At 42.9% G+C, this 25651-nt stretch carries 21 protein-coding genes, 19 tRNA genes, 1 riboswitch and 1 other annotated feature; of the genes, 34 read left to right on the plus strand and 6 right to left on the minus strand.

The window, feature by feature from the left end; genetic code table 11:
* Positions 1-2 precede the first annotated feature (2 nt).
* From FFM63_RS08325 to FFM63_RS08430, 22 genes are all read left to right on the plus strand, one after another.
* A tRNA-Arg gene (locus FFM63_RS08325) sits at positions 3-76 on the plus strand.
* Positions 77-79: 3 nt separating this feature from the next.
* Positions 80-153 (plus strand) — tRNA-Pro (locus FFM63_RS08330).
* Between the two features lie 15 nt (positions 154-168).
* A tRNA-Ala gene (locus FFM63_RS08335) sits at positions 169-241 on the plus strand.
* 13 nt (positions 242-254) lie between these two features.
* Positions 255-328, plus strand: a tRNA-Met gene (locus FFM63_RS08340).
* A gap of 14 nt (positions 329-342) precedes the next feature.
* Positions 343-416, plus strand: a tRNA-Ile gene (locus FFM63_RS08345).
* Positions 417-431: 15 nt separating this feature from the next.
* Positions 432-521: transfer RNA gene (locus tag FFM63_RS08350), tRNA-Ser, on the plus strand.
* A 15-nt stretch (positions 522-536) separates the two neighbouring features.
* Positions 537-610: transfer RNA gene (locus FFM63_RS08355), tRNA-Met, on the plus strand.
* An 18-nt stretch (positions 611-628) separates the two neighbouring features.
* Positions 629-704: transfer RNA gene (locus tag FFM63_RS08360), tRNA-Asp, on the plus strand.
* Position 705: 1 nt separating this feature from the next.
* Positions 706-776 (plus strand) — tRNA-Gly (locus FFM63_RS08365).
* Between the two features lie 14 nt (positions 777-790).
* A tRNA-Ile gene (locus FFM63_RS08370) sits at positions 791-864 on the plus strand.
* A 10-nt stretch (positions 865-874) separates the two neighbouring features.
* A tRNA-Glu gene (locus FFM63_RS08375) sits at positions 875-946 on the plus strand.
* 13 nt (positions 947-959) lie between these two features.
* Positions 960-1049: transfer RNA gene (locus FFM63_RS08380), tRNA-Ser, on the plus strand.
* A gap of 15 nt (positions 1050-1064) precedes the next feature.
* Positions 1065-1138, plus strand: a tRNA-Met gene (locus tag FFM63_RS08385).
* A gap of 18 nt (positions 1139-1156) precedes the next feature.
* Positions 1157-1229, plus strand: a tRNA-Asp gene (locus FFM63_RS08390).
* Between the two features lie 5 nt (positions 1230-1234).
* Positions 1235-1307: transfer RNA gene (locus FFM63_RS08395), tRNA-Phe, on the plus strand.
* A 14-nt stretch (positions 1308-1321) separates the two neighbouring features.
* Positions 1322-1392 (plus strand) — tRNA-Gly (locus FFM63_RS08400).
* A 14-nt stretch (positions 1393-1406) separates the two neighbouring features.
* Positions 1407-1480, plus strand: a tRNA-Ile gene (locus FFM63_RS08405).
* 24 nt (positions 1481-1504) lie between these two features.
* A tRNA-Ser gene (locus tag FFM63_RS08410) sits at positions 1505-1592 on the plus strand.
* Between the two features lie 14 nt (positions 1593-1606).
* Positions 1607-1678 (plus strand) — tRNA-Glu (locus tag FFM63_RS08415).
* A gap of 112 nt (positions 1679-1790) precedes the next feature.
* Positions 1791-1872: riboswitch (SMK box riboswitch) on the plus strand.
* On the plus strand, positions 1870-3060 hold the full coding sequence (metK, locus tag FFM63_RS08420; RefSeq protein ID WP_137609848.1) for a methionine adenosyltransferase: 1191 nt from the start codon (positions 1870-1872) through the stop codon (positions 3058-3060). It overlaps the preceding riboswitch by 3 nt.
* Before the next feature lie 122 nt (positions 3061-3182).
* Complete coding sequence (locus FFM63_RS08425; RefSeq protein WP_137609849.1) at positions 3183-4661, plus strand: MDR family MFS transporter; 1479 nt, start codon at positions 3183-3185, stop codon at positions 4659-4661.
* Positions 4662-4682: 21 nt separating this feature from the next.
* Entirely contained in the window at positions 4683-5471 is a 789-nt protein-coding gene (locus FFM63_RS08430) for an alpha/beta hydrolase (protein ID WP_137609850.1), read from the plus strand.
* A 4-nt stretch (positions 5472-5475) separates the two neighbouring features.
* On the opposite strand, the gene mnmM is transcribed toward FFM63_RS08430, so the two are convergent.
* From mnmM to FFM63_RS08445, 3 genes are read right to left on the minus strand one after another with little or no spacing between them, the layout of a single operon-like run.
* Positions 5476-6039 carry a tRNA 5-(aminomethyl)-2-thiouridylate-methyltransferase MnmM gene (gene mnmM / locus FFM63_RS08435; protein WP_137609851.1) on the minus strand — a complete coding sequence of 188 codons (564 nt, stop codon included), beginning with the start codon at positions 6037-6039 and terminating at the stop codon, positions 5476-5478.
* Complete coding sequence (gene mnmL / locus FFM63_RS08440; RefSeq protein WP_137609852.1) at positions 6014-6994, minus strand: tRNA modification radical SAM protein MnmL/YtqA; 981 nt, start codon at positions 6992-6994, stop codon at positions 6014-6016. Before mnmL ends, mnmM begins: the two co-directional genes overlap by 26 nt.
* Positions 6991-7650 carry a phosphatase PAP2 family protein gene (locus FFM63_RS08445; protein WP_137609853.1) on the minus strand — a complete coding sequence of 220 codons (660 nt, stop codon included), beginning with the start codon at positions 7648-7650 and terminating at the stop codon, positions 6991-6993. The genes mnmL and FFM63_RS08445 overlap by 4 nt, the downstream gene beginning before the upstream one ends.
* Positions 7651-7787: 137 nt before the next feature.
* Positions 7788-7979: a binding site (T-box leader), on the plus strand.
* Between the two features lie 187 nt (positions 7980-8166).
* Here FFM63_RS08445 and leuS point away from each other — a divergent pair.
* Both leuS and FFM63_RS08455 read left to right on the plus strand, forming a co-directional pair.
* The gene (gene leuS, locus FFM63_RS08450; RefSeq protein WP_137609854.1) at positions 8167-10680 is read left to right on the plus strand and encodes a leucine--tRNA ligase; all 2514 of its coding nucleotides are present in this window, start codon (positions 8167-8169) and stop codon (positions 10678-10680) included.
* Between the two features lie 132 nt (positions 10681-10812).
* Positions 10813-11502 carry an aspartate/glutamate racemase family protein gene (locus FFM63_RS08455; protein WP_137609855.1) on the plus strand — a complete coding sequence of 230 codons (690 nt, stop codon included), beginning with the start codon at positions 10813-10815 and terminating at the stop codon, positions 11500-11502.
* A gap of 149 nt (positions 11503-11651) precedes the next feature.
* Here FFM63_RS08455 and FFM63_RS08460 read toward each other — a convergent pair whose 3' ends face one another.
* Positions 11652-13148: a UDP-N-acetylmuramoyl-L-alanyl-D-glutamate--L-lysine ligase gene (locus FFM63_RS08460; protein ID WP_137609856.1), complete on the minus strand. Its 1497-nt coding sequence runs from the start codon at positions 13146-13148 to the stop codon at positions 11652-11654.
* Positions 13149-13271: 123 nt separating this feature from the next.
* Between FFM63_RS08460 and FFM63_RS08465 the strand changes: the two genes are divergently transcribed.
* From FFM63_RS08465 to FFM63_RS08500, 8 genes are all read left to right on the plus strand, one after another.
* Positions 13272-14909, plus strand: coding sequence for a putative polysaccharide biosynthesis protein (locus tag FFM63_RS08465; protein ID WP_137609857.1), 1638 nt, complete (start codon positions 13272-13274; stop codon positions 14907-14909).
* A 378-nt stretch (positions 14910-15287) separates the two neighbouring features.
* Positions 15288-15887 (plus strand): aggregation-promoting factor, encoded by a 600-nt coding sequence (apf, locus tag FFM63_RS08470; RefSeq protein WP_137609858.1) that lies wholly within the window; start codon positions 15288-15290, stop codon positions 15885-15887.
* 464 nt (positions 15888-16351) lie between these two features.
* On the plus strand, positions 16352-17488 hold the full coding sequence (locus FFM63_RS08475; RefSeq protein WP_137609859.1) for a 5-methyltetrahydropteroyltriglutamate--homocysteine S-methyltransferase: 1137 nt from the start codon (positions 16352-16354) through the stop codon (positions 17486-17488).
* Positions 17489-17496: 8 nt separating this feature from the next.
* Complete coding sequence (locus tag FFM63_RS08480; RefSeq protein ID WP_137609860.1) at positions 17497-18531, plus strand: methionine ABC transporter ATP-binding protein; 1035 nt, start codon at positions 17497-17499, stop codon at positions 18529-18531.
* Positions 18528-19199 (plus strand): methionine ABC transporter permease, encoded by a 672-nt coding sequence (locus FFM63_RS08485; RefSeq protein WP_137609861.1) that lies wholly within the window; start codon positions 18528-18530, stop codon positions 19197-19199. The genes FFM63_RS08480 and FFM63_RS08485 overlap by 4 nt, the downstream gene beginning before the upstream one ends.
* A 21-nt stretch (positions 19200-19220) precedes the next feature.
* Positions 19221-20075 carry a MetQ/NlpA family ABC transporter substrate-binding protein gene (locus FFM63_RS08490; protein ID WP_137609862.1) on the plus strand — a complete coding sequence of 285 codons (855 nt, stop codon included), beginning with the start codon at positions 19221-19223 and terminating at the stop codon, positions 20073-20075.
* A gap of 16 nt (positions 20076-20091) precedes the next feature.
* Positions 20092-20565 carry an S-ribosylhomocysteine lyase gene (locus FFM63_RS08495; protein WP_137609863.1) on the plus strand — a complete coding sequence of 158 codons (474 nt, stop codon included), beginning with the start codon at positions 20092-20094 and terminating at the stop codon, positions 20563-20565.
* 8 nt (positions 20566-20573) lie between these two features.
* The gene (locus FFM63_RS08500) at positions 20574-21344 is read left to right on the plus strand and encodes an SDR family oxidoreductase (protein ID WP_137609864.1); all 771 of its coding nucleotides are present in this window, start codon (positions 20574-20576) and stop codon (positions 21342-21344) included.
* A gap of 35 nt (positions 21345-21379) precedes the next feature.
* On the opposite strand, the gene FFM63_RS08505 is transcribed toward FFM63_RS08500, so the two are convergent.
* The gene (locus FFM63_RS08505; RefSeq protein WP_137609865.1) at positions 21380-22234 is read right to left on the minus strand and encodes an RluA family pseudouridine synthase; all 855 of its coding nucleotides are present in this window, start codon (positions 22232-22234) and stop codon (positions 21380-21382) included.
* A gap of 209 nt (positions 22235-22443) precedes the next feature.
* Between FFM63_RS08505 and FFM63_RS08510 the strand changes: the two genes are divergently transcribed.
* Both FFM63_RS08510 and FFM63_RS08515 read left to right on the plus strand, forming a co-directional pair.
* Positions 22444-24645 (plus strand): PBP1A family penicillin-binding protein, encoded by a 2202-nt coding sequence (locus tag FFM63_RS08510; protein WP_137609866.1) that lies wholly within the window; start codon positions 22444-22446, stop codon positions 24643-24645.
* Positions 24646-24713: 68 nt separating this feature from the next.
* Positions 24714-25055 (plus strand): YlbF/YmcA family competence regulator, encoded by a 342-nt coding sequence (locus tag FFM63_RS08515; protein ID WP_137609867.1) that lies wholly within the window; start codon positions 24714-24716, stop codon positions 25053-25055.
* 121 nt (positions 25056-25176) lie between these two features.
* Here the strand turns inward: FFM63_RS08515 and FFM63_RS08520 are convergent, their stop codons facing one another.
* Complete coding sequence (locus tag FFM63_RS08520) at positions 25177-25362, minus strand: hypothetical protein (RefSeq protein ID WP_137609868.1); 186 nt, start codon at positions 25360-25362, stop codon at positions 25177-25179.
* Positions 25363-25651: the final 289 nt, after the last annotated feature.

Below are 25651 nucleotides of genomic sequence, written 5' to 3' on the forward strand. Positions count from 1 at the left end.
ACGCACCCGTAGCTCAATTGGATAGAGTACTTGACTACGAATCAAGGGGTTAGAGGTTCGAGTCCTCTCGGGTGCATTTCGGGAAGTAGCTCAGCTTGGTAGAGTACTTGGTTTGGGACCAAGGTGTCGCAGGTTCGAATCCTGTCTTCCCGATAGAAACAAAATTATGGGGCCTTAGCTCAGCTGGGAGAGCGCCTGCTTTGCACGCAGGAGGTCAGCGGTTCGATCCCGCTAGGCTCCATTTTTATTAATAACGCGGTGTAGCTCAGCTGGCTAGAGCGTCCGGTTCATACCCGGGAGGTCGGGGGTTCGATCCCCTCCGCCGCGATTTTATTCGAGCCAGGACCTTTAGCTCAGTTGGTTAGAGCAGACGGCTCATAACCGTCCGGTCGTAGGTTCGAGTCCTACAAGGTCCATAGTGACTCTTTTGTGGAGGATTACCCAAGTCCGGCTGAAGGGAACGGTCTTGAAAACCGTCAGGCGGGTAAAACCGTGCAAGGGTTCGAATCCCTTATCCTCCTTTTTAATATTATTATCGCGGGATGGAGCAGTCTGGTAGCTCGTCGGGCTCATAACCCGAAGGTCGTAGGTTCAAATCCTGCTCCCGCAATTAAAAACTAAAAATTACGGTTCCGTGGTGTAGGGGTTAACATGCCTGCCTGTCACGCAGGAGATCGCGGGTTCAAATCCCGTCGGGACCGCCATGCGGGTGTAGTTTAGTGGTAAAACCACAGCCTTCCAAGCTGTTGTCGCGAGTTCGATTCTCGTCACCCGCTTTAGTTTTTAAGAAGGGCCTATAGCTCAGCTGGTTAGAGCGCACGCCTGATAAGCGTGAGGTCGATGGTTCGAGTCCATTTAGGCCCATTAAAATTATGGCCCGTTGGTCAAGCGGTTAAGACACCGCCCTTTCACGGCGGTAACACGGGTTCGAGTCCCGTACGGGTCATTATTTTTTATTTGGAGGATTACCCAAGTCCGGCTGAAGGGAACGGTCTTGAAAACCGTCAGGCGGGTAAAACCGTGCAAGGGTTCGAATCCCTTATCCTCCTTTTTAATACTATTATCGCGGGATGGAGCAGTCTGGTAGCTCGTCGGGCTCATAACCCGAAGGTCGTAGGTTCAAATCCTGCTCCCGCAATTAAAAACTAAAAATTACGGTTCCGTGGTGTAGGGGTTAACATGCCTGCCTGTCACGCAGGAGATCGCGGGTTCAAATCCCGTCGGGACCGTTTCTGGCTCGGTAGCTCAGTTGGTAGAGCAATGGATTGAAGCTCCATGTGTCGGCAGTTCGATTCTGTCCCGCGCCATTAATAGCTTGTTTGCGGGTGTAGTTTAGTGGTAAAACCACAGCCTTCCAAGCTGTTGTCGCGAGTTCGATTCTCGTCACCCGCTTTAGTTTTTAAGAGGGGCCTATAGCTCAGCTGGTTAGAGCGCACGCCTGATAAGCGTGAGGTCGATGGTTCGAGTCCATTTAGGCCCATTAGAAATATATTTTTGGTTTTTTGGGGAAGTACTCAAGTGGCTGAAGAGGCGCCCCTGCTAAGGGTGTAGGTCGGGAAACCGGCGCGAGGGTTCAAATCCCTCCTTCTCCGTTTTTTATTGTTATGGCCCGTTGGTCAAGCGGTTAAGACACCGCCCTTTCACGGCGGTAACACGGGTTCGAGTCCCGTACGGGTCATCCTGAGACGTTTAAAAACGTCTCTTTTTTTTTGTTTTTAGAATGTTTTTGTAAATTACTACTTTTCTTTAAAAAATTATTAGTAACAGGTGGTATTTTTCTGTTATAATCGAGTCGTTGCAAGTTCCCGATAGGCTCTGGAAGCCCAGAGATTCCTTGTAACCGAATAAAATTTAGGGGGAATATTTATAATGGAAGAACGTCGTTTATTTACATCTGAATCTGTTTCAGAAGGACATCCGGATAAGGTTGCTGATCAAATCAGTGATGCAATTTTGGATGCGATTTTAGAAAAGGATCCAAAAGCCAGAGTTGCTTGCGAAACATCTGTAACAACTGGGCTTGTTTTAGTTTTTGGAGAAATATCTACTTCAGCGTATGTAGATATCCAAAAAGTAGTACGTCAAACAATTAAAAGAATTGGTTATACTGATTCAAAATTTGGTTTTGATGGGGATAATGTTGCTGTTTTAGTCGCAATCGATGAACAATCACCAGATATTGCTCAAGGTGTGGACGATGCCTTAGAGACTCGCGGTAAAGAAGATTCATTCGATGATATCGGTGCTGGAGACCAAGGTCTTATGTTTGGTTTTGCGGTGAACGAGACACCTGAATTGATGCCGTTACCTATTTCATTGAGTCATCACTTAGTCAAACGCTTAGCGGATTTACGCAAGTCTGGAGAAGTTGCTTATTTTGGACCAGATGCAAAATCACAAGTAACAGTAGAGTATGATGAAAATGGAAAACCGTTGCGAGTGGACACAGTCGTGATCAGTACTCAACACAACGATCAAGTTGAAAATGAGACGATTCAAAAAGATGTAATGGAAAAAGTGATCAAACACGAAATTCCTGCAGAGTTACTAGATGAACAGACAAAGTATTTTATCAATCCAACTGGCCGTTTTGTAATCGGCGGACCTCAAGGGGATGCTGGTTTGACTGGACGGAAAATTATCGTTGATACTTACGGTGGTTATTCACGTCATGGTGGCGGTGCTTTTTCTGGTAAGGATGCGACGAAAGTTGACCGTTCAGCTTCTTATGCGGCACGTTACATTGCGAAAAATATCGTAGCTGCCGGTTTAGCTGAAAAAGTTGAAGTCCAACTGGCCTATGCAATCGGCGTAGCACAACCAGTTTCTATTTCAGTCAATACATTCGGTACAGCAAAAGTTTCTGAAGAAGCATTGATTGGTGCGATTCGCGAAAACTTTGATTTGCGTCCAGCGGGTATTATTGAAATGCTCGATTTATTACGTCCGATTTATAGCGATACAGCTGCGTATGGTCATTTTGGCCGGACAGATATCGATTTAACTTGGGAGCATACCGATAAAGTTGCTGCGTTGAAAAAAAGTTTGAATTTAGGATAAATCGTACAGACATAAATTATTTATGGAGTTCACGAGGCGGTTTCGATTGGTCTTTGATCAATGGGACCGTCTCTTTTTGTTAGTTTGATTTATGCAGATCAGATAGGAATTTGGAGGGGAAAATGAAGCGGAAAACAAATGTGAAAGTTGTGACTGCCGGAATTTTTATCGCGACATTCATGTCAGCGATTGAAGGAACAATCGTGACGACTGCCATGCCGACGATCGTGGGCAGTTTACATGGGATCGAGATTATGAATTGGGTCTTTTCTATTTATTTACTGACCAATGCTATGATCACACCAATCTATGGCAAGTTAGCCGACAAAATTGGGAGGAAACCAATTTTTATTGTTGGGATTTTATTGTTCGTATTAGGTTCTGCGTTGTGTGGAATGTCCAATGAGATGTTGACGTTGATCATTGCTCGCGCGATTCAAGGGATTGGTGCGGGAGCAATCATGCCGGTCTCATTAACGATTATTGCGGATCTCTATGATCTTGAAAAACGAGCGAAAGTTTTGGGTCTGACGAGTGCTGCTTGGGGAATCGCGAGTGTCTTTGGTCCATTGGCTGGTGGGCTGATCGTGGATACAGTCGGCTGGCATTGGATTTTCTTTATCAATGTACCGATTGGCTTAGGCTTGATCGGTTTATTGCAGTATTTTTTTGTGGAAGAAAAGAAAAGCCATCAAGCTAAAAAGATGGATATTTTAGGCAGTTTATTTTTAATGTTGACGTTATTAAGTTTGCTATTAGGGTTTCAATTGTTAGGTGATGAAGGTCTGTCATTGTCGGTAGGAGCGTTATTCATTGCGAGTGTTCTTTCGTTAGTCTTTTTCATCCAAACAGAAAAAAGAGCGGTTGATCCGGTGATAAACTTAAAATTATTCAGCAATCAAACTTTTGCCAGTGTGAATATCGTCGCGGCGTTAATCAGCGGTTTTTTGATGGGACTAGATGTTTATATCCCGATGTGGATGCAAGGTGTTTTAGGCAAGCCAGCGGGGGTAGGCGGCTTAGTTTTAGCACCGATGTCGATCGTCTGGATGTACGGGTCTTTCTTATCAGGTCGTCTGTTGCGTAAGTATTCTGTTAAATGGATCTTGATAGTTGGATTGGCTATCATTTTATTAGGTGGCGGAACATTGCTAGCCTTACCACAACAAAGTCCATTTTGGTTGTTCTTCATCATTACGGGCGCATTAGGTGTCGGTTACGGGCTGTCTATCACAACAACGACAGTGGAGGCGCAAGCCAGTGTACCAAAAGAAGAAATCGGTGTCGCGACTTCATTTAATACGTTATCGCGGACGATTGGGCAAACAGTCATGGTCGCACTTTTTGGAATCATTTTGAATGTTGCTAACAGCCGCCAGTTAATAAAAGCGGGGATCACTGATCTTGATATCATGAATCGTTTGATCAATCCGCATACAGCGATCCAAATTGAGTTGGAACTGCGGATAAAATTGCATAAAATTCTTTTTGACAGCTTGCATTGGGTCTATTTGGCAGGGCTGTTGCTGATTATTTTTGCACTGATTTTTAGTTTTATGGTTGGGAAACCAGCTAGACGTGTTAAACTAAATGAAGAATAAGGAACTGGAGGCTTTAGCTGAATGGCTTTTTTACAGGTAAATGTCTATTCAAACATTTTACAAATGGAAGTAATGCTGAACGTAATCTTGCCGCAAACGACACATAAAAAAATCGGGACAGCGACGACTGGTGCGGCAGAAGATGTTTCTGTCTTGTATTTATTACATGGGATGGGCGGCAATCATAGTGTTTGGGAACGGCGGACGTCGATCGAGCGCTATGTTGCAGAGTATCAGATGGCGGTAGTGATGCCTTCGACAGATCTTGGTTTTTATACGAACACAACTTATGATATGAATTATTGGACGTTTGTTTCTGAAGAACTCCCTGAAATCGTCCATGAACTCTTCCCGCAGATCACTGACAAACGGGAAAAGACGTTTGCTGCAGGACTATCGATGGGCGGTTATGGCGCGTTGAAATTAGGGTTAGCAAAGTCAGAAAATTTTGCGGCGGTCGCTTCTTTGTCAGGAGCAGTTGTTTTGAATGATGTGAAGAGTCTGTTGGCAGTGCGCAACGAGGCGTATTGGCAAGGGATCTTTGGACCGTTGGAACAGATTCAAGGTTCAGAAAATGATCCGCTTTATTTGTTGGAAGAATTGGTGAGCAGTCAAAAACCTGCTCCGCGCTTTTTCTTAACTTGCGGGACAGAAGATGAACTGTATCCGGCCAGTCAATATATGGCGCATAAACTGAAAAAAAAAAAGCTAGACGTGACTTTTGAAGAGGGACCGGGAAAACATGATTGGGTATTTTGGGATACTTGGGTCAAACGTGTTTTAGAATGGTTCAATGAAAAGAGCGACTGATCAATCAGTCGCTCTTTTTTTCTACGCACAATAAAATCGGCGGATTATTTTTTTGGTTGATGAATTGATAATTCAAGACACTGAAGGTTTCTTGCGGCAAGTCTTGGCAGAAATGCAAAACGTCATTTTTTTCGGCTTCACCGCCAGCATGCCCATAATAGATCACAAGGATCATTCGTCCGCCGATCGTTAAGCGTTCTAAGATCGCCTGCATCGCTTGTTTTGTTGTTTCAGGCAATGTGATGATCTGTTTGTCGCCCTTTGGCAAATAACCGAGATTGAAAATTGCTGCTCGGATCGGTTGTTTGGCTGAAATTTTTTCAGCGATCGTTTCGTGACCGGCAAGATACAAGGTAGTGCGATCTCTATAGTCGGCTAATTTTTCGCGAGTATTCTGGACGGCTTGTTCTTGGATATCAAAGGCTGACACATGACCGGTCGCTCCAACGAGTTTCGCCAAAAATAAAGTATCATTGCCATTGCCCATCGTTGCATCGATCACATGATCGCCAGCCGTCACTACTTCTTCCAACAGTTGGTGACTAAAGCGTAAGGCTGTCAGCAGCATAGCCAAAGTCCTTTCGCAAAGCAAATTTTCCTTGATACGAGTCACGTTGGATCAGTTCTTGATCGATCGCGTTCAAGACTTCCCATTTTTTCAAACTCCACATCGGTCCAATCAATGAATCCCACGGCGCGTCGCCAGTCAGCCGATGGATGATGATCTCTTGCGGAATCATTTCCAGTTGATCGCAGATGACTGAGACATAATCGGCTTTACTCATTAACTGCAGCCGACCTTCGGCATAGTCGCGCAACATTTTTGTATTGCGCATCAAGTGAAGAAGATGAAGCTTGATACCTTGCACATCGGAATCCAAGATTGTCCGGCGTACGTTTTCCCGCATCATCTCTAATGTTTCTCCCGGCAACCCATTGATCAAATGAGTACAGACATGGATGTCGTGTTTCCGCAAGCGTGCCACGGCATCTACATAAGTTGGGTAATCGTGGGCGCGGTTAATGCTTGCACTCGTCGATTCATAAGTCGTTTGTAAACCTAATTCTACCCAAAGATACAAACGCTGATTAAGTTCGGCTAAATAATCGACAACTTCCGGCGGCAAACAATCAGGCCGAGTGCCAATCGATAAGCCGACTACGCCGGGCAGATTGACGACTTGTTCAAAACGTTCGCGAATGACTTCGACCGGCGCGTGCGTATTAGTAAAGTTTTGGAAATAAACGATGTATTGTTCCACATGGGGCCATTTTTGATGCATCATGTCGATCTCTTTTTGAAACTGTAAAGGCAGCGGATCACTTGGCGCCACAATCATATCGCCAGAACCAGAGACACTGCAGAAGGTACAGCCGCCATGTGCCACGGTTCCGTCACGATTGGGGCAATCGAAGCCGCCGTCGACAGGAACTTTAAAAATTTTTCCGCCAAATTCATGGCGCAGCGCATAATTCCATGAATGATAGCGCTTGGTTTTGTCGTCACTATATTGAAAGGTCATCTGTTTCTCCTAATCGCTTTTAGATCATAAGCTAATTTTTTCTGTTTGTAATAAGGATAAGTAAAAAGCAGCCAGCTGCTGCCGAAAAACATTCCGCCGAGTACATCGCTTGGATAATGGACACCCAGATAAATCCGGCTGATCATGATACTAAAGATCAACAATCCTGCAATGATCTGAGCAATCAATCGCGGCGTTTTTTCTTTGAAGAACAACGCCATGACAGCAATCAAGGTGCCGTATAACAAAGTACTGGCTGTCGAATGGCCGCTGGGAAAACTAAAGCTGTGTTCAACTACCATATGGGGCAAAATCGTTGGTCGTTCGCGTTGGAAGAACAGCTTCAGCAGATGGTTGCCGACGCCGCTGACTAACGCCATAGTAGTTACCAGCCACAGTGCGGTGATTTTTTGTTTATTGAAATAAAATAAACCAGCGAAAACAAGCGTCAATAAGACGATCGTAGTCAGATTAGCGAATTTTGTCACCCATAAAAAATAGCCATTCAGTTGCGGATAAAGTTGATGGACTGCCCGAATGATCCCACGGTCAAAACCAGCGAGTGTTTCCGGATAAAAGCGGACGATGTAACAAAGTGCCGCAAAAAAAAGCAGGGTGAAACTGCCGATCAATTGATAGAGTGATTTATTTTTCATTGTTTTGTCTGACTCATCCTTTCTAAACAGAAGTATTATATCATGTTTCAGCGGCGGGACAATTTTTTCCGTGATTTCTTAAAGGGAATTCAATTGAATATTATTTTGGAATCTGCTAAGATAAAACTACTTTAAATATTGTTGCTTGGAAGAGGAGTAGTAGAAACGAACGCATTTTAGAGAGCGCACGGTGCTGGAAGTGGGTATGCGGGACATTCGAACTTACCTTGGAGCATGATCGATTGATCCGGCTAGAGACCGTTATTTCTTTTGAGGTCTGTTTTCTGGCAGATAAAAATAGGTGGTACCACGTTAATTACGTCCTATGAAAGTTTCTTTGAGCTTTCGTAGGACTTTTTTTGCTAGGTCCGCTTCAGCCCGGCTTTTTGCTGTAAAGTTAGCTGAGTGCTGAAGTTAAGACCGTTTTTCCTAGTTTGAAAAATGATTTTTGGAACCTGGGTTAGCTGTCAATTCTATATCATCAAAAAATAAGTTTATCTAAGTAGGAGGAACAACATGAGTTACGATCACAAAGCGATTGAAAAAAAATGGCAAAAATATTGGGCAAAACATAATGTTTTCAATACCCAAGATGACCCTGAAAAACCAAAATTTTATGCATTGGATATGTTTCCTTATCCATCTGGACAAGGCTTGCATGTAGGCCATCCAGAAGGTTATACGGCAACGGATGCAATTTCACGGATGAAACGCGCGCAAGGGTATAATGTCTTGCATCCAATGGGCTGGGATGCGTTTGGTCTGCCTGCAGAACAATATGCATTGGACACAGGAAATGATCCAGCAGAATTTACTAAGAAAAATATCGAAACATTCAAACGCCAAATCAACTCATTAGGATTCAGCTATGATTGGAATCGTGAACTGAATACGACGGATCCTGAATATTATAAATGGACACAATGGATCTTCGAACGGATGTATGAAAAAGGTTTGGCTTATGAAGCCGAAGTTCCAGTCAACTGGGTACCTGAATTAGGAACCGTTATTTCAAATGAAGAAGTAATCGATGGCAAGAGCGAACGAGGCGGCTATGACGTGATCCGCAAACCAATGCGTCAATGGATGTTGAAGATCACCGCTTATGCGGATCGTTTGTTGGATGATTTAGAGACCGTTGATTGGCCGGAAAGCATCAAAGAAATGCAACGAAATTGGATCGGCCGTTCTGTCGGTGCAAACGTCAGCTTCAAAATCGAAGGCAGCACGGAAACATTTACTGTTTTCACGACCCGTCCGGATACTTTATTCGGTGCAACGTATGCGGTCATGGCACCAGAATTGGCTTTAGTTCAAAAAATTACTACTGCTGAACAAAAAGCCGCGGTAGATGCCTATATCGAAGAGGCATCAAAAAAATCTGAATTGAACCGAACAGATTTAGCAAAAGAAAAAACAGGAGTCTTTACCGGCGCATATGCGATCAATCCGGTTAATGGTGAAAAAATGCCGATCTGGATCGGCGATTATGTCCTAGCTTCTTATGGAACTGGGGCGATCATGGCAGTTCCTGCCCATGATGAACGCGATTATGAATTTGCTAAAACATTTGGTTTGCCGATCATCCCCGTCCTTGAAGGCGGCGATATCGAAAAAGCAGCCTTTACCGGCGACAGTGTGCATATCAATTCTGAATTTTTAGACGGCTTGAACAAACAAGAGGCGATCGATAAAATGATTCCTTGGTTAGAAGAACATAATTGCGGGAAAAAAGAAATCAGCTACCGTTTGCGTGACTGGTTGTTCTCTCGTCAACGTTATTGGGGCGAACCAATTCCAGTCATCCACTGGGAAGACGGGACGACTGGCTTAGTTCCTGATTATGAATTGCCATTGGAATTACCAAAAATAACAGACATCAAACCAAGCGGGACCGGTGAATCACCATTAGCCAATATCGAAGAGTGGGTCAATGTAGTCGATCCGGTCACTGGCAAAAAAGGTCGACGCGAAACCAATACTATGCCGCAATGGGCCGGCAGTTCATGGTATTACTTGCGCTTTATTGATCCTCACAACAAAGAAGCGTTGGCAGATTACGATAAATTAGAACGCTGGATGCCGGTTGATCTATATATCGGCGGAGCAGAACATGCCGTGCTGCATTTATTGTATGTTCGTTTCTGGCATAAATTTTTATACGATATCGGTGTTGTTCCAACGAATGAACCGTTCCAAAAACTTTATAATCAAGGAATGATCCTAGGTCAAAGTTTCCGCGATAGCCGAGGAGCGCTAGTTCCAACCAATCAAGTAGAGAAGCGCGATGGTAAATGGTTCAACGTGGAAACTGGTGAAGAATTGGAAGAAGCACCGGCAAAAATGAGTAAATCATTGAAAAATGTCGTGAACCCTGACGATGTTGTTGAGCAATATGGGGCCGATACATTGCGGATGTACGAAATGTTCATGGGTCCATTGGATGCTTCGATCGCTTGGAGTGAAAACGGATTGGAAGGTTCGCGAAAATTCTTGGATCGGGTATGGCGTTTAATCGTTGACGAAGAAGGCAAGATGCGTGATCACATCACGAATTTCAACGACGGTTCATTGACTAAAGTCTACAATCAAACAGTCAAGAAAGTAACGGAAGACATGGAGCAGTTGCATTTCAATACTGCAATTTCCCAACTGATGGTCTTCGTAAACGATGCTTATAAAGCAGAAGCGCTGACTTATGAATATGTCGAAGGTTTCGTACAATTGTTAGCACCAATCGCACCGCATGCCGCTGAAGAACTTTGGGCGATCTTAGGGCATGAGGGAGGCATTTCACATGTGGCTTGGCCAACTTACGACGAAGCGGCGTTAATCGAAAATGAGATCGAAGTGATCTTGCAAGTAAATGGAAAAGTCCGTTCAAAAGTAATGGTCGCTGTTGATTTAGCAAAAGACGAATTAGAAAAACTTGCGCTGGAAGATGAACTTATCCAACGCAATATCGAAGGCAAAACGGTTCGTAAAGTGATCATTGTACCGAATAAATTGGTTAATATCGTAGCAAATTAACCTCTTAGAATTAAATATATGCTGGGGGCCTGTATTATCAAGGCTTCTAGCTTTTTTATTTTATTTTTAGTTTGAAATGAGGTAAGATAAGCAATTAAATAGAGTACTGAATTATCATGGGGGCTTTTTAGGATGGCGAATAAAAAAATTACGGTCATGGCGGGGACACCGGTAGATACAGAAATGGGCTGCCGATTGTTGCAAGCAAATTTCACTTTGGACCTCGATTCAATCGCTGTGGCGGATACACCTGAGAAACAAACCGTTTTCCAAACAAGTGATCCTGCGGTTCGCGCAAGGATCGTTAAGTCAATGATTGCGTCAGCCATTTCTCGCGGCAGCGAATTGATTTTTGTTTATTGCAACTCATTAAGCGCCACGGTAGACTTTGCAGCAATCTCGCATGAATTGCGGATCAAGATTATTACACCATTCAAAGCATATCAGCAAACAGCCAAACAATGTAAAAGAGTCGGCTTGCTGACGGCCAATGCACAAGGAGCGTCAGGAATTGAAAAAGAGCTGGTACAAACGAATGAAGAGCTAAAACTTTATTCCATCAGCAATCTAGACTGGGTCAATAGTATCGAAAATAAAGAAGATGCAAAAACGATCTGCCAAAACTATGGACTGCCTGAATCAGTGCAGTTTTTTGAAACAAACAAAGTAGAAAAAATAATTTTCGGCTGTACTCATTTTCCATATTTCATGGAGGAGTACCAAAGAATGACCGCGATAGAATGTCTGAGCCCGGATGAATACATGCTGGATGAAGTCGTTAAAGCGCTCGAACTTGCAAAAATAAAGACGGAAACTCTGTAAATAGTTACGGAGTTTTTTTGTAGTGAAGAAACTAACTTGTTTTGTTAGTGTGAAGAGTCGGTTTAAACGTAAAAAAGACCGTAGATCAGCGAGATCACGGTCGATGAATGAAATGAATTATTAGTAGTAATTTTTAAGTCAGGACAGAATCACAGAGCAATGAATTTTTCAGCCAATTGATAATCGCCTTCATAAGGCAGATTTTCATCGTTGATAGTCATATATTGATCCGTTCCTTTTCCGGCTAAGACGATAGCGTCGTTAGGACCAGCAGCTTGGATCGCTGCTTGGATGGCTTTTTTACGATCGATTTCAAAGCGCACGTCCACCTGAGGATTTTTGATTCCTGCTTGGATCTCAGCAGCGATTTTTTGCGGATCTTCAAAGTTTGGATCATCGCTAGTCAAAATTGCGGTATTGGCGTATTCGCCGATGGCTTGGCCTAAGCCCGCGCGGCGAGATTCGGCTTTGTTCCCCGTTGATCCAGTGATAACTACGAGCGCACCAGCGGGATGCTGTTCTTTGGCGAACGCCAGCAACGATTTCATGCTTAAATAATTATGAGCGTAGTCGACGTAAATGTGAGCACCGTTTGATTTCAAGAGCAGATTCATCCGTCCAGGAACTAATGCTTCAGCTAATCCTTGTTGCCCGGCTTTTTGATCTGCCCCGACCAGCGCGCTGGCCAGTAAAGCGGCAGCGGCGTTTTCTTTGTTGAAGTCGCCGGCTAACAAGATCTCATACTGTCCATTTAAGGTGAGACGATCAGCTGAGCTTGTTAAGGAAAAGGTAAGCGGATGTGCTAATGGCTGTACGCAGTAATCGGCTTGCTGATTTCCGTAGGTGATGACAGGAATATTTTTTTGTTTGGTTAATTCCAGCAAAAGATCAAAGTGATCGATTTCGTGCTGCAAGATGACTTGCCGAGAATTAGCGACTAGCTGCCGTTTGCAATAGAAGTAATCTTCAAAAGTCGGATGTTCGATTGGCCCGATATGGTCGGGTGAAATATTAAGGAAAACTCCTACATCAAAAGTCAACCCGTAAACGCGGGCGACTTTATAAGCTTGGGAAGAAACTTCCATGATAAGATGGGTCATTCCGTTTTCTACAGCTTCGGCCATCATCCGGTACAAGTCCAATGATTCCGGCGTCGTAAGTTTTGATTTGAAAAAAGTCACGCCGTCAACTGTCGTGTTCAATGTCGACAAAAGGGCGGTTTTTTGATTGGTAGTGATGTCCAAAATTTGTTTTGTGAAATAAGCAACGGTCGTTTTGCCTTTTGTGCCGGTGATCCCGATCAGTTTTAATTTTCTTTGGGGATAATCGTAAAAAGCCATACTCAAAACAGCCAGTGCTTTGCGAATATCCGTAACGATAATTGCTGCTTCGGCAGCGACTTCGTAAGGCTGTTCCGCAAGATAACAAGTCAACCCTTTTTCCAAGGCTTGTTCTAGATAGCGTTGTTGAAAATTATTGCCTTTACAGAAAAAAAGCGTATCCGCATCTGCTTCACGTGAGTCGTAAGCGATTTTGTGAAAATTTTTGTCAAAAGGCACGGTCAACGTCCAACGCGTTGGCGTGATAAACTCCCGTAAAAGGTTTTCTTTTTCAAGGATCTGTTGGATTTGGGTAAGTGTCAGCATGTTGAGACCTCCAATATATAGTCTAGGCTATTATAGCATAGCTCAGTAAGAGAAAAAGTAAAGAGTGATTGTCAGAAGCGTGATTTCGTTTTACTATAAAGATAACAAGTAAAGGAGAAGATTATGGATAAATTCCGATCAAGCGAGCTTTCTTATCAAGAAAAAATGATCCAAGGATCGGCTTGGCTGTCAGTAGGCAATATCTTTTCACGACTGCTGGGTGCGATCTACATTATTCCATGGTATGCCTGGATGGGAGAAAATGCCCGAGCCGCCAATGGATTGTTCAATATGGGCTACACGTTTTATGCATTGTTCATGATGATCTCCACAGCAGGCTTGCCGGGTGCGATTGCCAAACAAGTCGCACGCTACAATTCAATGGGCGAATATCAGACTAGTCGGCGTTTATTTATCAAAGCGTTACAAGCGACCGCGATTTTAGGAATCTTCTTTGGCGGAGTCATGTTTTTGACCGCGCCTTTATTAGCCGGTTTATCCGGCGGCGGAGCGGCGCTGATCCCTGTGATCCAAGCGTTGAGTGTCGCCGTAGTCGCTTTTCCTTGCATGAGTGTCTTGCGCGGTTATTTTCAAGGACAGCAAGACATGCGGCCTTCAGCTATCTCGCAATTAGTTGAACAGGCGCTTCGTGTTTTGTATATGTTGTTAAGCGTCTTTATTATTATGAAAGTGATGAAAGGCGATTATTTGAGTGCCGTGATCCAATCGACCTTTGCCGCATCTTTTGGCATGATCGGTTCTTACGGTGTATTGCTTTTTTATTGGTTCAAGGAACGTAAAATCAGTGACCAGCAATTGAAATACAGTTTGAACAAAGTGACGATCGATACGAAAAAATTATTATTCGAAACTGTCAGACAAGCGATCCCATTCATTTTGCTTGGCGGCGGGATCACGTTTTACAAACTGATCGATCAAGCGACGTTCATCCATACAATGAAAGCGAATACGAATTACAGCCATGCTCAACTAGTAGATCTGTACGCGTTATTCAGTGCCAATCCCGATAAACTAACGATGGTCGTCGTGACTTTAGGGACTTCGCTTGCATTAACGAGTTTGCCGATGCTGACAGAACTTTTTACGCAAAAACGCCGACCAGAGTTGGCTAAATTGGTGAATACCAACATCCAACTTTTTGCCTTTATTATGTTTCCCGCAGTTTCCGGTATGATTTTATTGGCGTATCCGTTGAATACAGTTTTTTATTCAGCCGATGCTTTAGGCAGTCGTGTACTGATTGCTGCTTGTTTGGCGGGATTTGTTTCAGCCCTGTTCATGATGGTATCCACTACATTGCAAGGAATTTCCCATAGTCGGATCGCAGTAAGGTATTGGCTGGCAGGACTGGTCTTAAAAGCGGTGATCCAAATTCCGCTGATCAAATTACTGGAGGTCTATGGTCCATTAGCGGCAACATTTATAGGACTGAGTCTGACCTCTGCCTTGTGTCTGTGGAAGTTGCGAAGAGTCGTTCAAGCAAATTACCGGCTGGCATTTCGTCGTTGCCTCTTGATTTTGATCTTAACGCTCTTGATGTTGGGAGTTGCTGTGATCGTGCGGCAAACAAGTTATCTGGTACTTGATCCTGCCGCCCGCTTTTCGGCCATGTTGATTTGCTTGCTGACAGCTGGGATTGGTGGAGCCGTTTATGTTTATCTGAGTTTGAAGCTGCGATTAGCAGATCAATTAGTCGGAGCGCAAGCAAGAAAATGGCGGCAACGTTTAAGGATCAAATAAAAAAACTTCGACTCTGTTAAATAGAGCCGAAGTATTTTTTTGCGCTCATTCAGACTTAAACAACCAAATTTTTCAAAAATCGTAGTCTAGACTTCTTTACAAAAAGATTTCAATATTTCTGAAAATGATTTTTATAACACAAAAATAAAACAGTTCCAATTACTAGAAACGCTATAAACAGTGAGTTTTATTTTGTAATCGAAAAAATTCCATATTTCAAAGTGACACACTTACGAGTGTTTTGTTACATTGTTTTATCGGATTGTAATATACTGTTACATGATTATTACCCATGAAATACAAAAGGATGATAAAGTATCTCTCGTAGTCAATAAGACAAAAGAAAAAGACAGAAGAAAATTCGGGGGAAATTACATAATGAAATTAGGGAAAACAGTTCTTTTTAGTACAGTATTAGCAGCCGGTGCAGGATTAGCGATGGGTGCTACAGATGCACACGCTTCAGAAACATACACTGTTGAAGCAGGCGATACTTTATCAAAAATTTCTCACAAGTTTGCTGGCAACGACAGCCTAGTTGATAAAATTGCTAAAGCAAATAAAATTTCGAACGTAAACATGATCTTTGCTGGTCAAGAATTAACAATTGACGGCGAAGCTAAAACAGAAACAACAGAAACAACTCAAGCAGCTCCTGCACAAGCAGCAGCAGTTCAAGAAACAGCAGTTCAAGAAACAACTCAAACAGCACCTGTACAAGAAACAGCTGCTCAAACAACAACTACAACCGCAGCAAGCACCAACTCAGCAAAAGAATGGATCGCACAACGCGAATCTAGCGGTTCTTACACAGCTACCAACGGTCAATACATCGGACGTTACCAATTATCAGCTTCATACTTGAATGGTGACTACTCTGCAGCAAACCAAGAACGTGTTGCTGACCAATATGTAACTTCTCGTTACGGCTCATGGGAAGGCGCGCAAGCTTTCTGGCAAGCAAACGGTTGGTACTAAAATTAAAATGAATTCTAAGCTAAGATCCTTGTGATCTTAGCTTTTTTTTATACTAAAAATTACCATCTAAACGGCTATTTTTAAAAATAAATGAAAAAAGTATTGACAAAACCTATATTAAATGTGATTATAGTGAACAAATAATGAAGCTTTGAAGAGAAGAGTAACTGATAAGTAACGAGTACAGAGAACCCGGTCGGTGAAAAAGGGAATTGTAAAAGTCAGTGAAGATGAACTCTGAGCAATTTGGTTTGTTCACGCAAACTAAACGGGAAGTGACCGATATATCACCGGGTATCAACTGGTACCGTTGAGGCATTATTCGCGAGGATAATGTAAATGAGGGTGGTAACGCGAAAACATTCGTCCCTTTATCTATTGCACTGGCAATAGGTAAAGGGATGGGTGTTTTTTTTGTTTTTCATCACCTTTTCTTAAAAGCTAAAAAATGGAGGAATTTTATTATGACAAAACGTACAACATCACCATTTCGCTATGACATCGTGGGAAGTTTCTTACGACCTGATAAATTAAAAACAGCACGGACAGCATTTGAAGCAGGCGAGCTTACACAAGCAGAATTAACAAAAGTTGAAGATGAAGCGATCATCGATTTGATCAATAAACAAGAAGCGGCTGGACTGAAAGCTGTGACCGATGGAGAATTCCGCCGCAGCTGGTGGCACTTAGATTTCTTCTGGGGGTTGCAAGGAATAGCGTTCGCAATTCCAGAACACGGCTACTTTTTCCACGGTGAAGAAACACGACCAGGTACAGTTATCGTCACTGGAAAAGTTTCTGGTGAAAATCATCCGTTTGTTGAACATTTTAAATTTACACGTGCTCATACTAGCGAAGGCATCGAAGTGAAACAAACGATTCCAGCTCCCGCACAAATCTTAGTGGAATTACTAAGACCGGATGTCATCGAAAAAGTTCGTGAAATCTATCCAACCAATGAGCTTTTGATCGCCGATATCGTCACAGCTTATCGCCAAGTGATCGCTGATCTATATGCCGCAGGCGCACGCACAATCCAACTAGATGATTGTACATGGGGTGTTTTAGTCGCACCGTTGCCAGAAGGATTCATTGTAGAAGAAGAGAAAGATGAAAAAGAAGTTCGCAACGAATTGGCGCAATTATATTTAACAATCAATAACGCAGTCTTAGCTGATCAACCAGCAGATTTGATCTTAAACACACATGTGTGCCGCGGAAATTACCATTCAACTTGGGCAGCAGCCGGCGGTTACGATGATGTGGCAGAGCCATTGTTTACCTCTGAAAATGTCCATGCATATTATTTAGAATATGACACTGAACGTTCTGGCGGTTTTGAACCTTTAGCAAAAGTCAGCGGTGACAAACAAGTTGTTTTAGGCTTGATTACTTCTAAAGACGGCAACTTAGAAGATCGTCAACAAGTGATTGATCGGATCAATGAAGCGGCACAATACTTACCGTTGGATCGTTTATCATTAAGCCCACAATGCGGCTTTGCTTCAACTGAAGAAGGAAATATCTTAACGGAAGAACAACAATGGAACAAGATCGCATTGGTTAAAAGTATTGCAGAAGAGGTTTGGCCAGAAAAGTAGGGATAGAGATGGAAGAACAGAAACAACCAGTTATTGAATTACAAGACGCTGTCGTCACCTTCAAACGTAATCAAGAATCGATCACCGCGTTAGACCATGTGTCTTTAGCAATCGAGCAAGGAGAAATCTATGGAATCATCGGCTACTCTGGTGCAGGAAAAAGTACATTGATTCGGGTGATCAATCATTTGCAAGTCCCGACTTCGGGAAAAGTGATCGTGAATGGTCAAGCGCTGGAAGATCTGGATCCGCATCAGTTTCAAAACGCTCGGAAAAAAATCGGGATGATTTTCCAACATTTTAATCTGATGAATTCCCGCACGGTTTTAAACAACGTAGAGTTCCCTTTACTAGGCGAGAAACTTAGTAAAGCGGAACGGCGGGAAAAAGCTTTGGGTTTGTTGAAACTGGTAGAGCTTGAAGAACTTGCAGGAGCGTTTCCAGATCAATTATCCGGTGGACAAAAGCAGCGGGTAGCGATCGCTAGAGCGTTAGCGAATAATCCGGATATTTTAGTCAGCGACGAAGCGACTAGCGCATTGGATCCAAAGACGACTTTATCCATCTTGAAATTACTTCAGCGCTTGAATCAACAGCTTGGATTGACAATCGTATTAATCACACACGAGATCCAAGTGATCCAAACGATTTGTCACCGAGTTGCTGTCATGGAAGCCGGCGAAATCATTGAGCAGGGGAAAGTTGCGGAAGTCTTTATGCGACCGAAAAAACAGCTGACGAGAGAATTTATCGATACGTCGATCAATGTCCAAGAAGCGTTGAAGCGGATTCGTCAAAGCAATTCACAAGATCTTTATGTCCTGAAATTTGTTGGAGACACGACGAATCAAGCGGTGGTGACCGAAATGGCACAAAAATTCCAAGTAGCAGCCAACATTCTTTTTGCCAACGTCGATCAATTCGATAATTTGACAGTCGGAGTCATGATCCTAAACTTGAACGGTGAAGTTTCAGCCGGTGTCGATTACTTACGGCAGCAAGGTGTCGATGTTGAAGTAATCAAAAAGGAGGTGCGGCCATGAGTCAATTATTTCCTCACGTGCTGACCATGCAAGGAACGATTTGGCAAGCGACTTTGGAGACGTTGTACATGACGGTCGCTTCAGCGGTGATCGCCGGCGTGATCGGTCTGCTGACTGGTCTGCTCTTAGTCGTGACCCAACCGGGCGGGATCATTCAAGATCGCAGTTTCTACAGTGTGCTGGACAAAGTGGTCAATGTTTTACGAAGTGTTCCATTTATTATTTTGCTAGCAGTCATTTCACCGTTGACCAGTTTTCTTGTCGGGACAACCGTCGGAACGACAGCTGCACTAGTCCCTTTAGTGATGGGAATCTTTCCTTTTTATGCGCGTCAGATCCAAAATGCGTTGCAAGAAGTCGGTCAGGGAGTGGTCGAAGCCGCTCAGTCGATGGGCTTGAGTAATTGGGAGATCATTTTCCGAGTCTATTTACGGGAAGGATTGGCAGACATCATTCGCGTGTCGACGTTGACGGTGATCAGCTTGATCGGGTTGACGACGATGGCTGGAGCAGTTGGAGCTGGCGGTTTAGGAAATGTGGCGATCAGTATCGGCTATGCTCGTTTTCAAAACGATGTGACTTTTGTCTGTATGATCATCTTATTAATAATGGTATTTGTGATTCAATTTATCGGGGATCGGCTCGCGAGTCGGTTTACTAAGTTTTAATATCGGGTAGGAGAGAAAAGTATGAAAAAATTATTAGCTCTTTTGGGCGTAGTGGTGGTATTGGTAGCCGCCGGTTTTGGGATTCATCAAGTAAGTGGTCAGTCGCAAAAAAAAGAATCGAAAACGATCGTTGTCGGTTCGCAAGGTTCTGATTTCCAAATTTGGCAGCATATTGCTGACAGTCCGGAAGCTAAAGAAGCCGGCTTGAAGATTCAAGTCAAGGAGATCACTGACGGAGTACAATTAAACAAGGCGACAGCAGACGGCAGTGTCGATGTGAATGCCTTTCAGTCGTATTCGTATTTCAAAGCGTTCAATCAAGATAACAAGAAAAATCAATTGGTGAATTTAGGGACAACTTATTTGGAACCATTAGGGATCTATTCTGAAAAAGTTCAATCATTGGATGACCTTGCTGATGGTGCGACAGTTGCGATCGCCAATAATCCAGCGAATACAGCCCGTGGCTTATTATTATTACAAGAAGCTGGCTTGATCACATTGAGCGATGATTTTGGTCCATTGAGCGGAGTGGAAGAAATTGCTGAGAACCCTAAAAAATTGGTTTTCAAACAAATTGATGACACGACGGGTCCACGCGTATTGAAATCGGTCGACGCAGTGTTGATCTCTAATACAGTCGCTTTAGATGGCGGTTTGAACGTATTGGAAGATTCTATCTATCATGAAAAAGTTGATCAAAGTACAAAAAACAATATCAATATCTTGGCGACGGCTAAAGATAATGAAGACAATGCCAACTTCAAGAAATTAGTGAAGTTGTACCACAATAAAACGATTCAAAAATATATCGAAAAAGAATTCAACGGAACTAAAATCGAAGTTGTTAAACCAGTAAGTTATTTAGAAAACTAAAAGGAGTGTTTCAAACATGGCAGAAGTAGAAAGTTTCACATTAGATCATACAAAGGTAAAAGCACCTTATGTACGTTTGATTGCTAAAGAAGACGGCGCAAAAGGCGATGCGATCACAAATTTTGATTTACGTTTTGTTCAACCTAACGAAAATGCGATCCCAACAGCGGGTTTGCATACGATCGAACATCTATTAGCCGATCTATTACGCGATCGTTTAGACGGCGTGATCGATTGCTCACCATTTGGCTGCCGGACAGGGTTTCATTTAATCGTTTGGGGCGAACCGACTGCTCATGAAGTTGCGGTGGCGTTGAAAGAGTCATTGGAAGAAATCGCTGAAAAAACTCAATGGGAAGACGTTCAAGGAACGGATATCATCAGTTGCGGAAACTATCGCGATCATTCACTATTTTCTGCTAAAGAATGGTCGAAAAAAGTCGTTGCCGAAGGAATCAGCGATGATCCTTTTGAACGCCATTTGGTCTAGGTGAGAAAATGTTTCCAGAATTAAAAGAAAAAATCGTATTAGTGATCGGCAGCAGTCAGGGGATCGGTAAAGCGGTCGTTGAGACGTTTTTAGAAAATCAAGCGACTGTGATCGCTGCAGATATCGCCTACGATTTTACAGAACTGCATCCGGCAGATCAAAACTATTTTCAAATACATTTGGATATCAGCCAAGAAGCCGAAGTTTCGGCGTTGAGTCAGCAGCTGATCGAATTGAATTTAGTTCCTGATACCGTCGTGGATGTGGCGGGAATCTCAACGATGGATTTTCTAGTAGAAAGCAAAACGAGTGATTTTGACAAGACCTATCAAGTCAATACTCGTGGCACGTATTTAGCAGCCAAATATTTTACTCGCGCGATGATCGACCACGGTAAAAAAGGGCGACTGATCGTGATCGCTTCGCAAGCCGGTAAAAACGGCTACCGCGGAATGGCGGCGTATGTTGCTTCCAAACATGCGGTACTAGGTTTAGTAAAAACGTTAGCCATTGAAGTTGCACCAAAGCAAATTTTAGTCAACGCTGTTTGTCCAGGAATCATTGAGACAGAGATGAAACAACGAGAAAGAGTTGAAGGCGGTGCGCTGCGAGGATTGAGCGCAGAAGAGATTCGGCAAGAAGACATCAGCCAAGTGCCGTTAGGTCGAACAGGAACGCCGCAAGATGTTGCCAACGTCGTTTTATTTTTAGCAAGTCCGTTGGCAAATTATATGACCGGCCAAGCACTTAACGTTACTGGCGGGATGACGATGCATTAGAAAAGGTTGTGACAAGATTTTTGTCACAACCTTTTCTATGTCCACAATCCCGGTAATGCTTGAACAGAGATCTTTTGATCAGTAAACGGATGTGTCAGATGCAATTCATACGCATGGAGCATCAAACGTTGTCGTTCAGCTTGGCTGTATAACGGATCACCAACTAATGGATGGCCGATACTGGCTAAATGAACGCGAATCTGATGGGTTCGACCGGTTTCCAATTGACAAAAAACAGCGGTTTGATTTGGAAATGAGCGGGCGATCTGCACATGTGTCACGGCAGGTTTGCCGCCTTTGGGATCAATCCGGCGTTTTCTACGATCATGGCGATCGCGCCCAATTTTTTTATTGATCGTCAAATCTTGTGTCAGCTTGCCGTGGACCAATGCTTGGTAACGGCGGAAAATCACTTTTTGTTCCAGCAATCTTCCTAAGATTGGCAGTACAAAGGGATTTTTTGCAAATAAAATCGCGCCGCTAGTTTCTTTATCTAAGCGATGAACGACATGCGGTTGATGATCAGGTGCTAAATACGCCGCCAAATGATTTAATAAGGTGTCTTGTTCAGCGGGCTGATTCGGATGTGTTTTCATACCGACTGGTTTGTTGACGATGATCAAGTGCTCGTCTTCATACAAAACAGTGATCAAAGATGGATCACCCACTAAAATTTGGCGTTCGGGATAGTCGTTTGTTTCAAGCAAGACGGTAATACGATCACCTGGATGAACCGAATCTTGAAAGTGACACGTTGCGCCGTTGATCAACAACCCTTTACGAGTCCGAATAAAATGCCGTACTTTACGCGGTACGAGCCATTCTTTTTCTAGTAAGTCTTTGACGGTCATTTCAGTAAATTGCTGGGGCAAAGTCATCGTAAATTCCATTAGATCGCTCCTTGTTTTGTTCATTGAAAGTAGCAAAAATTTTATTTTCTGGCTTATTGTATCACTTTTAACGGATATTTAAGAAAAAAATCAGCTTTTCCTTGAGAAGCCATGCTAGAATATTGCAAGTGTCAGTCTCAAGACCCAAGCTTTAAGGATGGGTTTTATGGTACACTGTGTCTGAATTTTAATAGAATGGAGATCAAAAAATGGATTTTCAGGAAATTTGGCGTAAATTTAAACAAGGCGCAAAAATTTTTTGGCAGAAATTTAGCAGCGGCACAAAAATATTTTGGCAATGGGCCAAGCCTTACTTGATTCGGTTTCATCATTGGCGCAAACGGATTTGGAAAAAATACCACGTCAATAAAATCTTGCTATTATTAACACTTGTTGGTGTTTTGGTGATGAGTGTCTATTTATTTTTCTTGGCAAAATCAGTCAATGTAGAGACGCTGCAATCCAGCTTGAAACAATCAACGGTGGTCTACGATAAAAAAAATGAGCAGGCCGGTTCACTCTATGGACAAAAAGGAACTTATGTAGAAAGCGATCAAATTTCTTCCTATTTAAAGGATGCGGTCGTTTCAACGGAAGACCGAAATTTCTACAGCCATCATGGTTTTGATATCAAAGGGATCGCACGGGCTGCGATAGGATTGATCACTTCCGGTCATATCACTGGCGGCGGGAGTACATTGACGCAGCAGTTGGCGAAAAATGCTTACTTAAGTTTGGATCAAACCTTAGAACGAAAAGCTAAGGAAGTTTTCATGGCGATCGAGATCGAAAAGAAATACGATAAAGAACAGATTTTAACGATGTATCTGAATAATTCTTACTTCGGCAACGGAGTTTGGGGTGTTCAAGATGCTTCGAGAAAGTATTTCGGCGTAGACGCCAATCAATTATCGCTCGGAGAAGCTGCGACGATCGTTGGTATGTTGAAAGGTCCGAATATTTACAATCCAATCGACAATTTGGAGAATGCCGTGAATCGCCGTGACACCGTTCTTTCAGTCATGGTAGAAACCGGCAAGCTGACTGAAGAACAAGCGGCGCAAGAAAAAGCCGTTGATCTTAGTGGGGAATTGAACGACACGTATTCATCAGCAGATGCGGGGTATCGGTATCCTTCTTATTTTGATGCGGTCATTGATGAAGCAGTCGAATGCTATGGTATTTCAGAGAAAGATTTATTAAATAAAGGCTATAAAATCTACACCGCGTTAGATCAGGATTATCAAAAACAAATGGATGCTGTTTACGAAAACACGGCCAACTTCCCGGCGGATGCAGAAGATGGGGCGATGCCGCAATCTGCTTCAGTGGCGTTAGATCCTAAAACCGGCGGCGTTCAAGCGCTAGTCGGACGGCGCGGTGAACACATCTTCCGTAGCTACAACTTCGCAACACAAATGCGGCGTTCACCAGGCTCGACGATCAAACCGTTGAGTGTTTATTCACCGGCGTTAGAAGCGGGTTATAAGCCAGACAGTATTTTGAAAGATGAACCGCAATCGTATTACGACGCAAAAAATTATGATGGAACAACTCAAGGCGAGGTAGCGATGTATCAGGCGGTCGCTCAAAGTTTAAACTTGCCGGCAGTCTGGTTGCTGCACGAACTTGGCTTGAATAAAGGTTATAACAAAGTCGAGGAATTTGGGATTTCATTAGACAAATCTGATCGATATTATGGCTTGGCTTTAGGCGGATTAGAAAAAGGGACTTCACCGATACAAATGGCGGCGGCTTATGGCGCGTTTGCCAACGAAGGAAAAGTTTATGAACCGCATTTAGTTACTAAAATTATTGATTCGACCGGCGCAGTAATCGAAGACAACAGCTCACCTAAATATGAACAAGTCATCTCAAAAGAAGTCGCAAACGAAATGACCAGCATGTTATTAGGAACGTTCTCAAATGGAACGGCGGCCCAAGCTGCACCGGCTGGCTTTACAGTTGCAGGTAAAACCGGGACGACTGAAACTAATTTTGATGCGAATAAGGTCAATGACCAATGGATCATCGGCTATACACCAAATATCGTGATCTCAACTTGGCTAGGTTTTGAAAAAGTCAGCGAGACCCACTATTTGAGCGGAACGAGCGGCTCTGAGGTCGGTCAAGTCTTCAAAGCAGAAGCAGAATCGATCTTGCCTTATGCCGGACAATATTCTTTTGAAGTGGCAGATGCTTACGCGACAGGCGGTCAAGTGGTAGCAGCCGATCAAGTGAACCAAGGCGATCAAAATGCCGATACAAGCGAATGGCGGGATGAACTAAAAGACATCGGCGGCAAAGCCAGTGAAGGTGCTGCGAACTTCTTTGAAAAAGCCAAAGCTGGCGCTGATAAATTGATGGAAAAAGGGCAAGAATTGTGGCAGCAATATCAACCAGGAAATTAGGGTTTGAACCCGTTTCCATTCATGTTACAATGGAAAAGTAACTTTTATAGAAAATGAGGGAATAAAAAATGGCAAACATTTATGATTCAGCAAACGGATTAGAACGCGAAATTCGCGAACTACCAGAATTCAAATCTTTAGAAGCAGCTTTTGCAGAATTAAAGGAAAATGAAACAGCTTATACAGCATTCAAAGAATTCCAAGCATTCCAACAAAGCTTGCAAGAAAAACAAATGCGCGGTGAAGATTTCAGCGACGAAGATGCAGCGCAAGCACAAGCATTAGCTGAAAAAGTTCAACAAGAAGAATTGATCAATGAACTAATGGTGAAAGAACAAGCCTTCAGCATGATCATCAATGACTTGAACCGAATCATTATGACACCGATCCGTGAATTATACGAAGGTTAGTCTTTAGAAGGTTGTGACAAAATTTTTGTCACAACTTTTTTTTTATAAATCAACTTACTATCTAAAATACGCCAAAAACGTTAGGAAAACTGACTCAATCTGAGCAGCGTTCCTAACGTTTTTATTTAAAAAATTTTTTGAATTGGCCTAATAAATCATCCAATTTATCCGATTTTAGTAAATTTTTGGCTTTGTCATAGTAATCGCCCAACTCTTCTTTGTGGTCTTCGATAAACGTTTTAGCCTTTTCGAGATTGCCCTCATTCAATAATTCTTTAATTTTTTTGATCAGTTCTTCTCGTTCCATCTTCAGCGCCCTCCCTTTTTATTCTAGTTTATAACAGGCAGTCGACTTTGATGAAAAGTTATGCTTGAATCTGCGGTCAATGGATCGAAATAGCAGATAGTTGAATGACAGCTGAAATTATTTTGAAGGAAAAGGTTGGATCCTTTTGTGCAATCATTGTACATTTGTATCAGTTTTCAGACTAAATTTCTTTTTTAAAAGATATTTTTTAAAAGACGCACAGGTCACTGAAATACGAACAAGTTTTCGCTTTTTTATGGTAAAATAAACGAGATTGACGATTCAACAG

Source organism: Enterococcus pingfangensis, assembly GCF_005405205.1.
In the GTDB taxonomy this organism is placed as follows: domain Bacteria; phylum Bacillota; class Bacilli; order Lactobacillales; family Enterococcaceae; genus Enterococcus_A; species Enterococcus_A pingfangensis.

Excerpts from the sequence above, each read along its gene's own strand:
- apf (WP_137609858.1), top strand. The coding sequence starts at position 15,288 with ATGAAATTAGGGAAAACAGTTCTTTTTAGTACAGTATTAGCAGCCGGT.
- mnmM (WP_137609851.1), bottom strand. The coding sequence starts at position 6,039 with ATGCTGCTGACAGCCTTACGCTTTAGTCACCAACTGTTGGAAGAAGTA.
- FFM63_RS08460 (WP_137609856.1), bottom strand. The coding sequence starts at position 13,148 with ATGCTGACACTTACCCAAATCCAACAGATCCTTGAAAAAGAAAACCTT.
- FFM63_RS08490 (WP_137609862.1), top strand. The coding sequence starts at position 19,221 with ATGAAAAAATTATTAGCTCTTTTGGGCGTAGTGGTGGTATTGGTAGCC.
- FFM63_RS08485 (WP_137609861.1), top strand. The coding sequence starts at position 18,528 with ATGAGTCAATTATTTCCTCACGTGCTGACCATGCAAGGAACGATTTGG.
- mnmL (WP_137609852.1), bottom strand. The coding sequence starts at position 6,994 with ATGACCTTTCAATATAGTGACGACAAAACCAAGCGCTATCATTCATGG.
- FFM63_RS08520 (WP_137609868.1), bottom strand. The coding sequence starts at position 25,362 with ATGGAACGAGAAGAACTGATCAAAAAAATTAAAGAATTATTGAATGAG.
- FFM63_RS08500 (WP_137609864.1), top strand. The coding sequence starts at position 20,574 with ATGTTTCCAGAATTAAAAGAAAAAATCGTATTAGTGATCGGCAGCAGT.
- FFM63_RS08515 (WP_137609867.1), top strand. The coding sequence starts at position 24,714 with ATGGCAAACATTTATGATTCAGCAAACGGATTAGAACGCGAAATTCGC.
- FFM63_RS08510 (WP_137609866.1), top strand. The coding sequence starts at position 22,444 with ATGGATTTTCAGGAAATTTGGCGTAAATTTAAACAAGGCGCAAAAATT.
- leuS (WP_137609854.1), top strand. The coding sequence starts at position 8,167 with ATGAGTTACGATCACAAAGCGATTGAAAAAAAATGGCAAAAATATTGG.
- FFM63_RS08505 (WP_137609865.1), bottom strand. The coding sequence starts at position 22,234 with ATGGAATTTACGATGACTTTGCCCCAGCAATTTACTGAAATGACCGTC.
- FFM63_RS08465 (WP_137609857.1), top strand. The coding sequence starts at position 13,272 with ATGGATAAATTCCGATCAAGCGAGCTTTCTTATCAAGAAAAAATGATC.
- FFM63_RS08480 (WP_137609860.1), top strand. The coding sequence starts at position 17,497 with ATGGAAGAACAGAAACAACCAGTTATTGAATTACAAGACGCTGTCGTC.
- FFM63_RS08495 (WP_137609863.1), top strand. The coding sequence starts at position 20,092 with ATGGCAGAAGTAGAAAGTTTCACATTAGATCATACAAAGGTAAAAGCA.
- FFM63_RS08455 (WP_137609855.1), top strand. The coding sequence starts at position 10,813 with ATGGCGAATAAAAAAATTACGGTCATGGCGGGGACACCGGTAGATACA.
- FFM63_RS08475 (WP_137609859.1), top strand. The coding sequence starts at position 16,352 with ATGACAAAACGTACAACATCACCATTTCGCTATGACATCGTGGGAAGT.
- FFM63_RS08445 (WP_137609853.1), bottom strand. The coding sequence starts at position 7,650 with ATGAAAAATAAATCACTCTATCAATTGATCGGCAGTTTCACCCTGCTT.
- FFM63_RS08430 (WP_137609850.1), top strand. The coding sequence starts at position 4,683 with ATGGCTTTTTTACAGGTAAATGTCTATTCAAACATTTTACAAATGGAA.
- FFM63_RS08425 (WP_137609849.1), top strand. The coding sequence starts at position 3,183 with ATGAAGCGGAAAACAAATGTGAAAGTTGTGACTGCCGGAATTTTTATC.
- metK (WP_137609848.1), top strand. The coding sequence starts at position 1,870 with ATGGAAGAACGTCGTTTATTTACATCTGAATCTGTTTCAGAAGGACAT.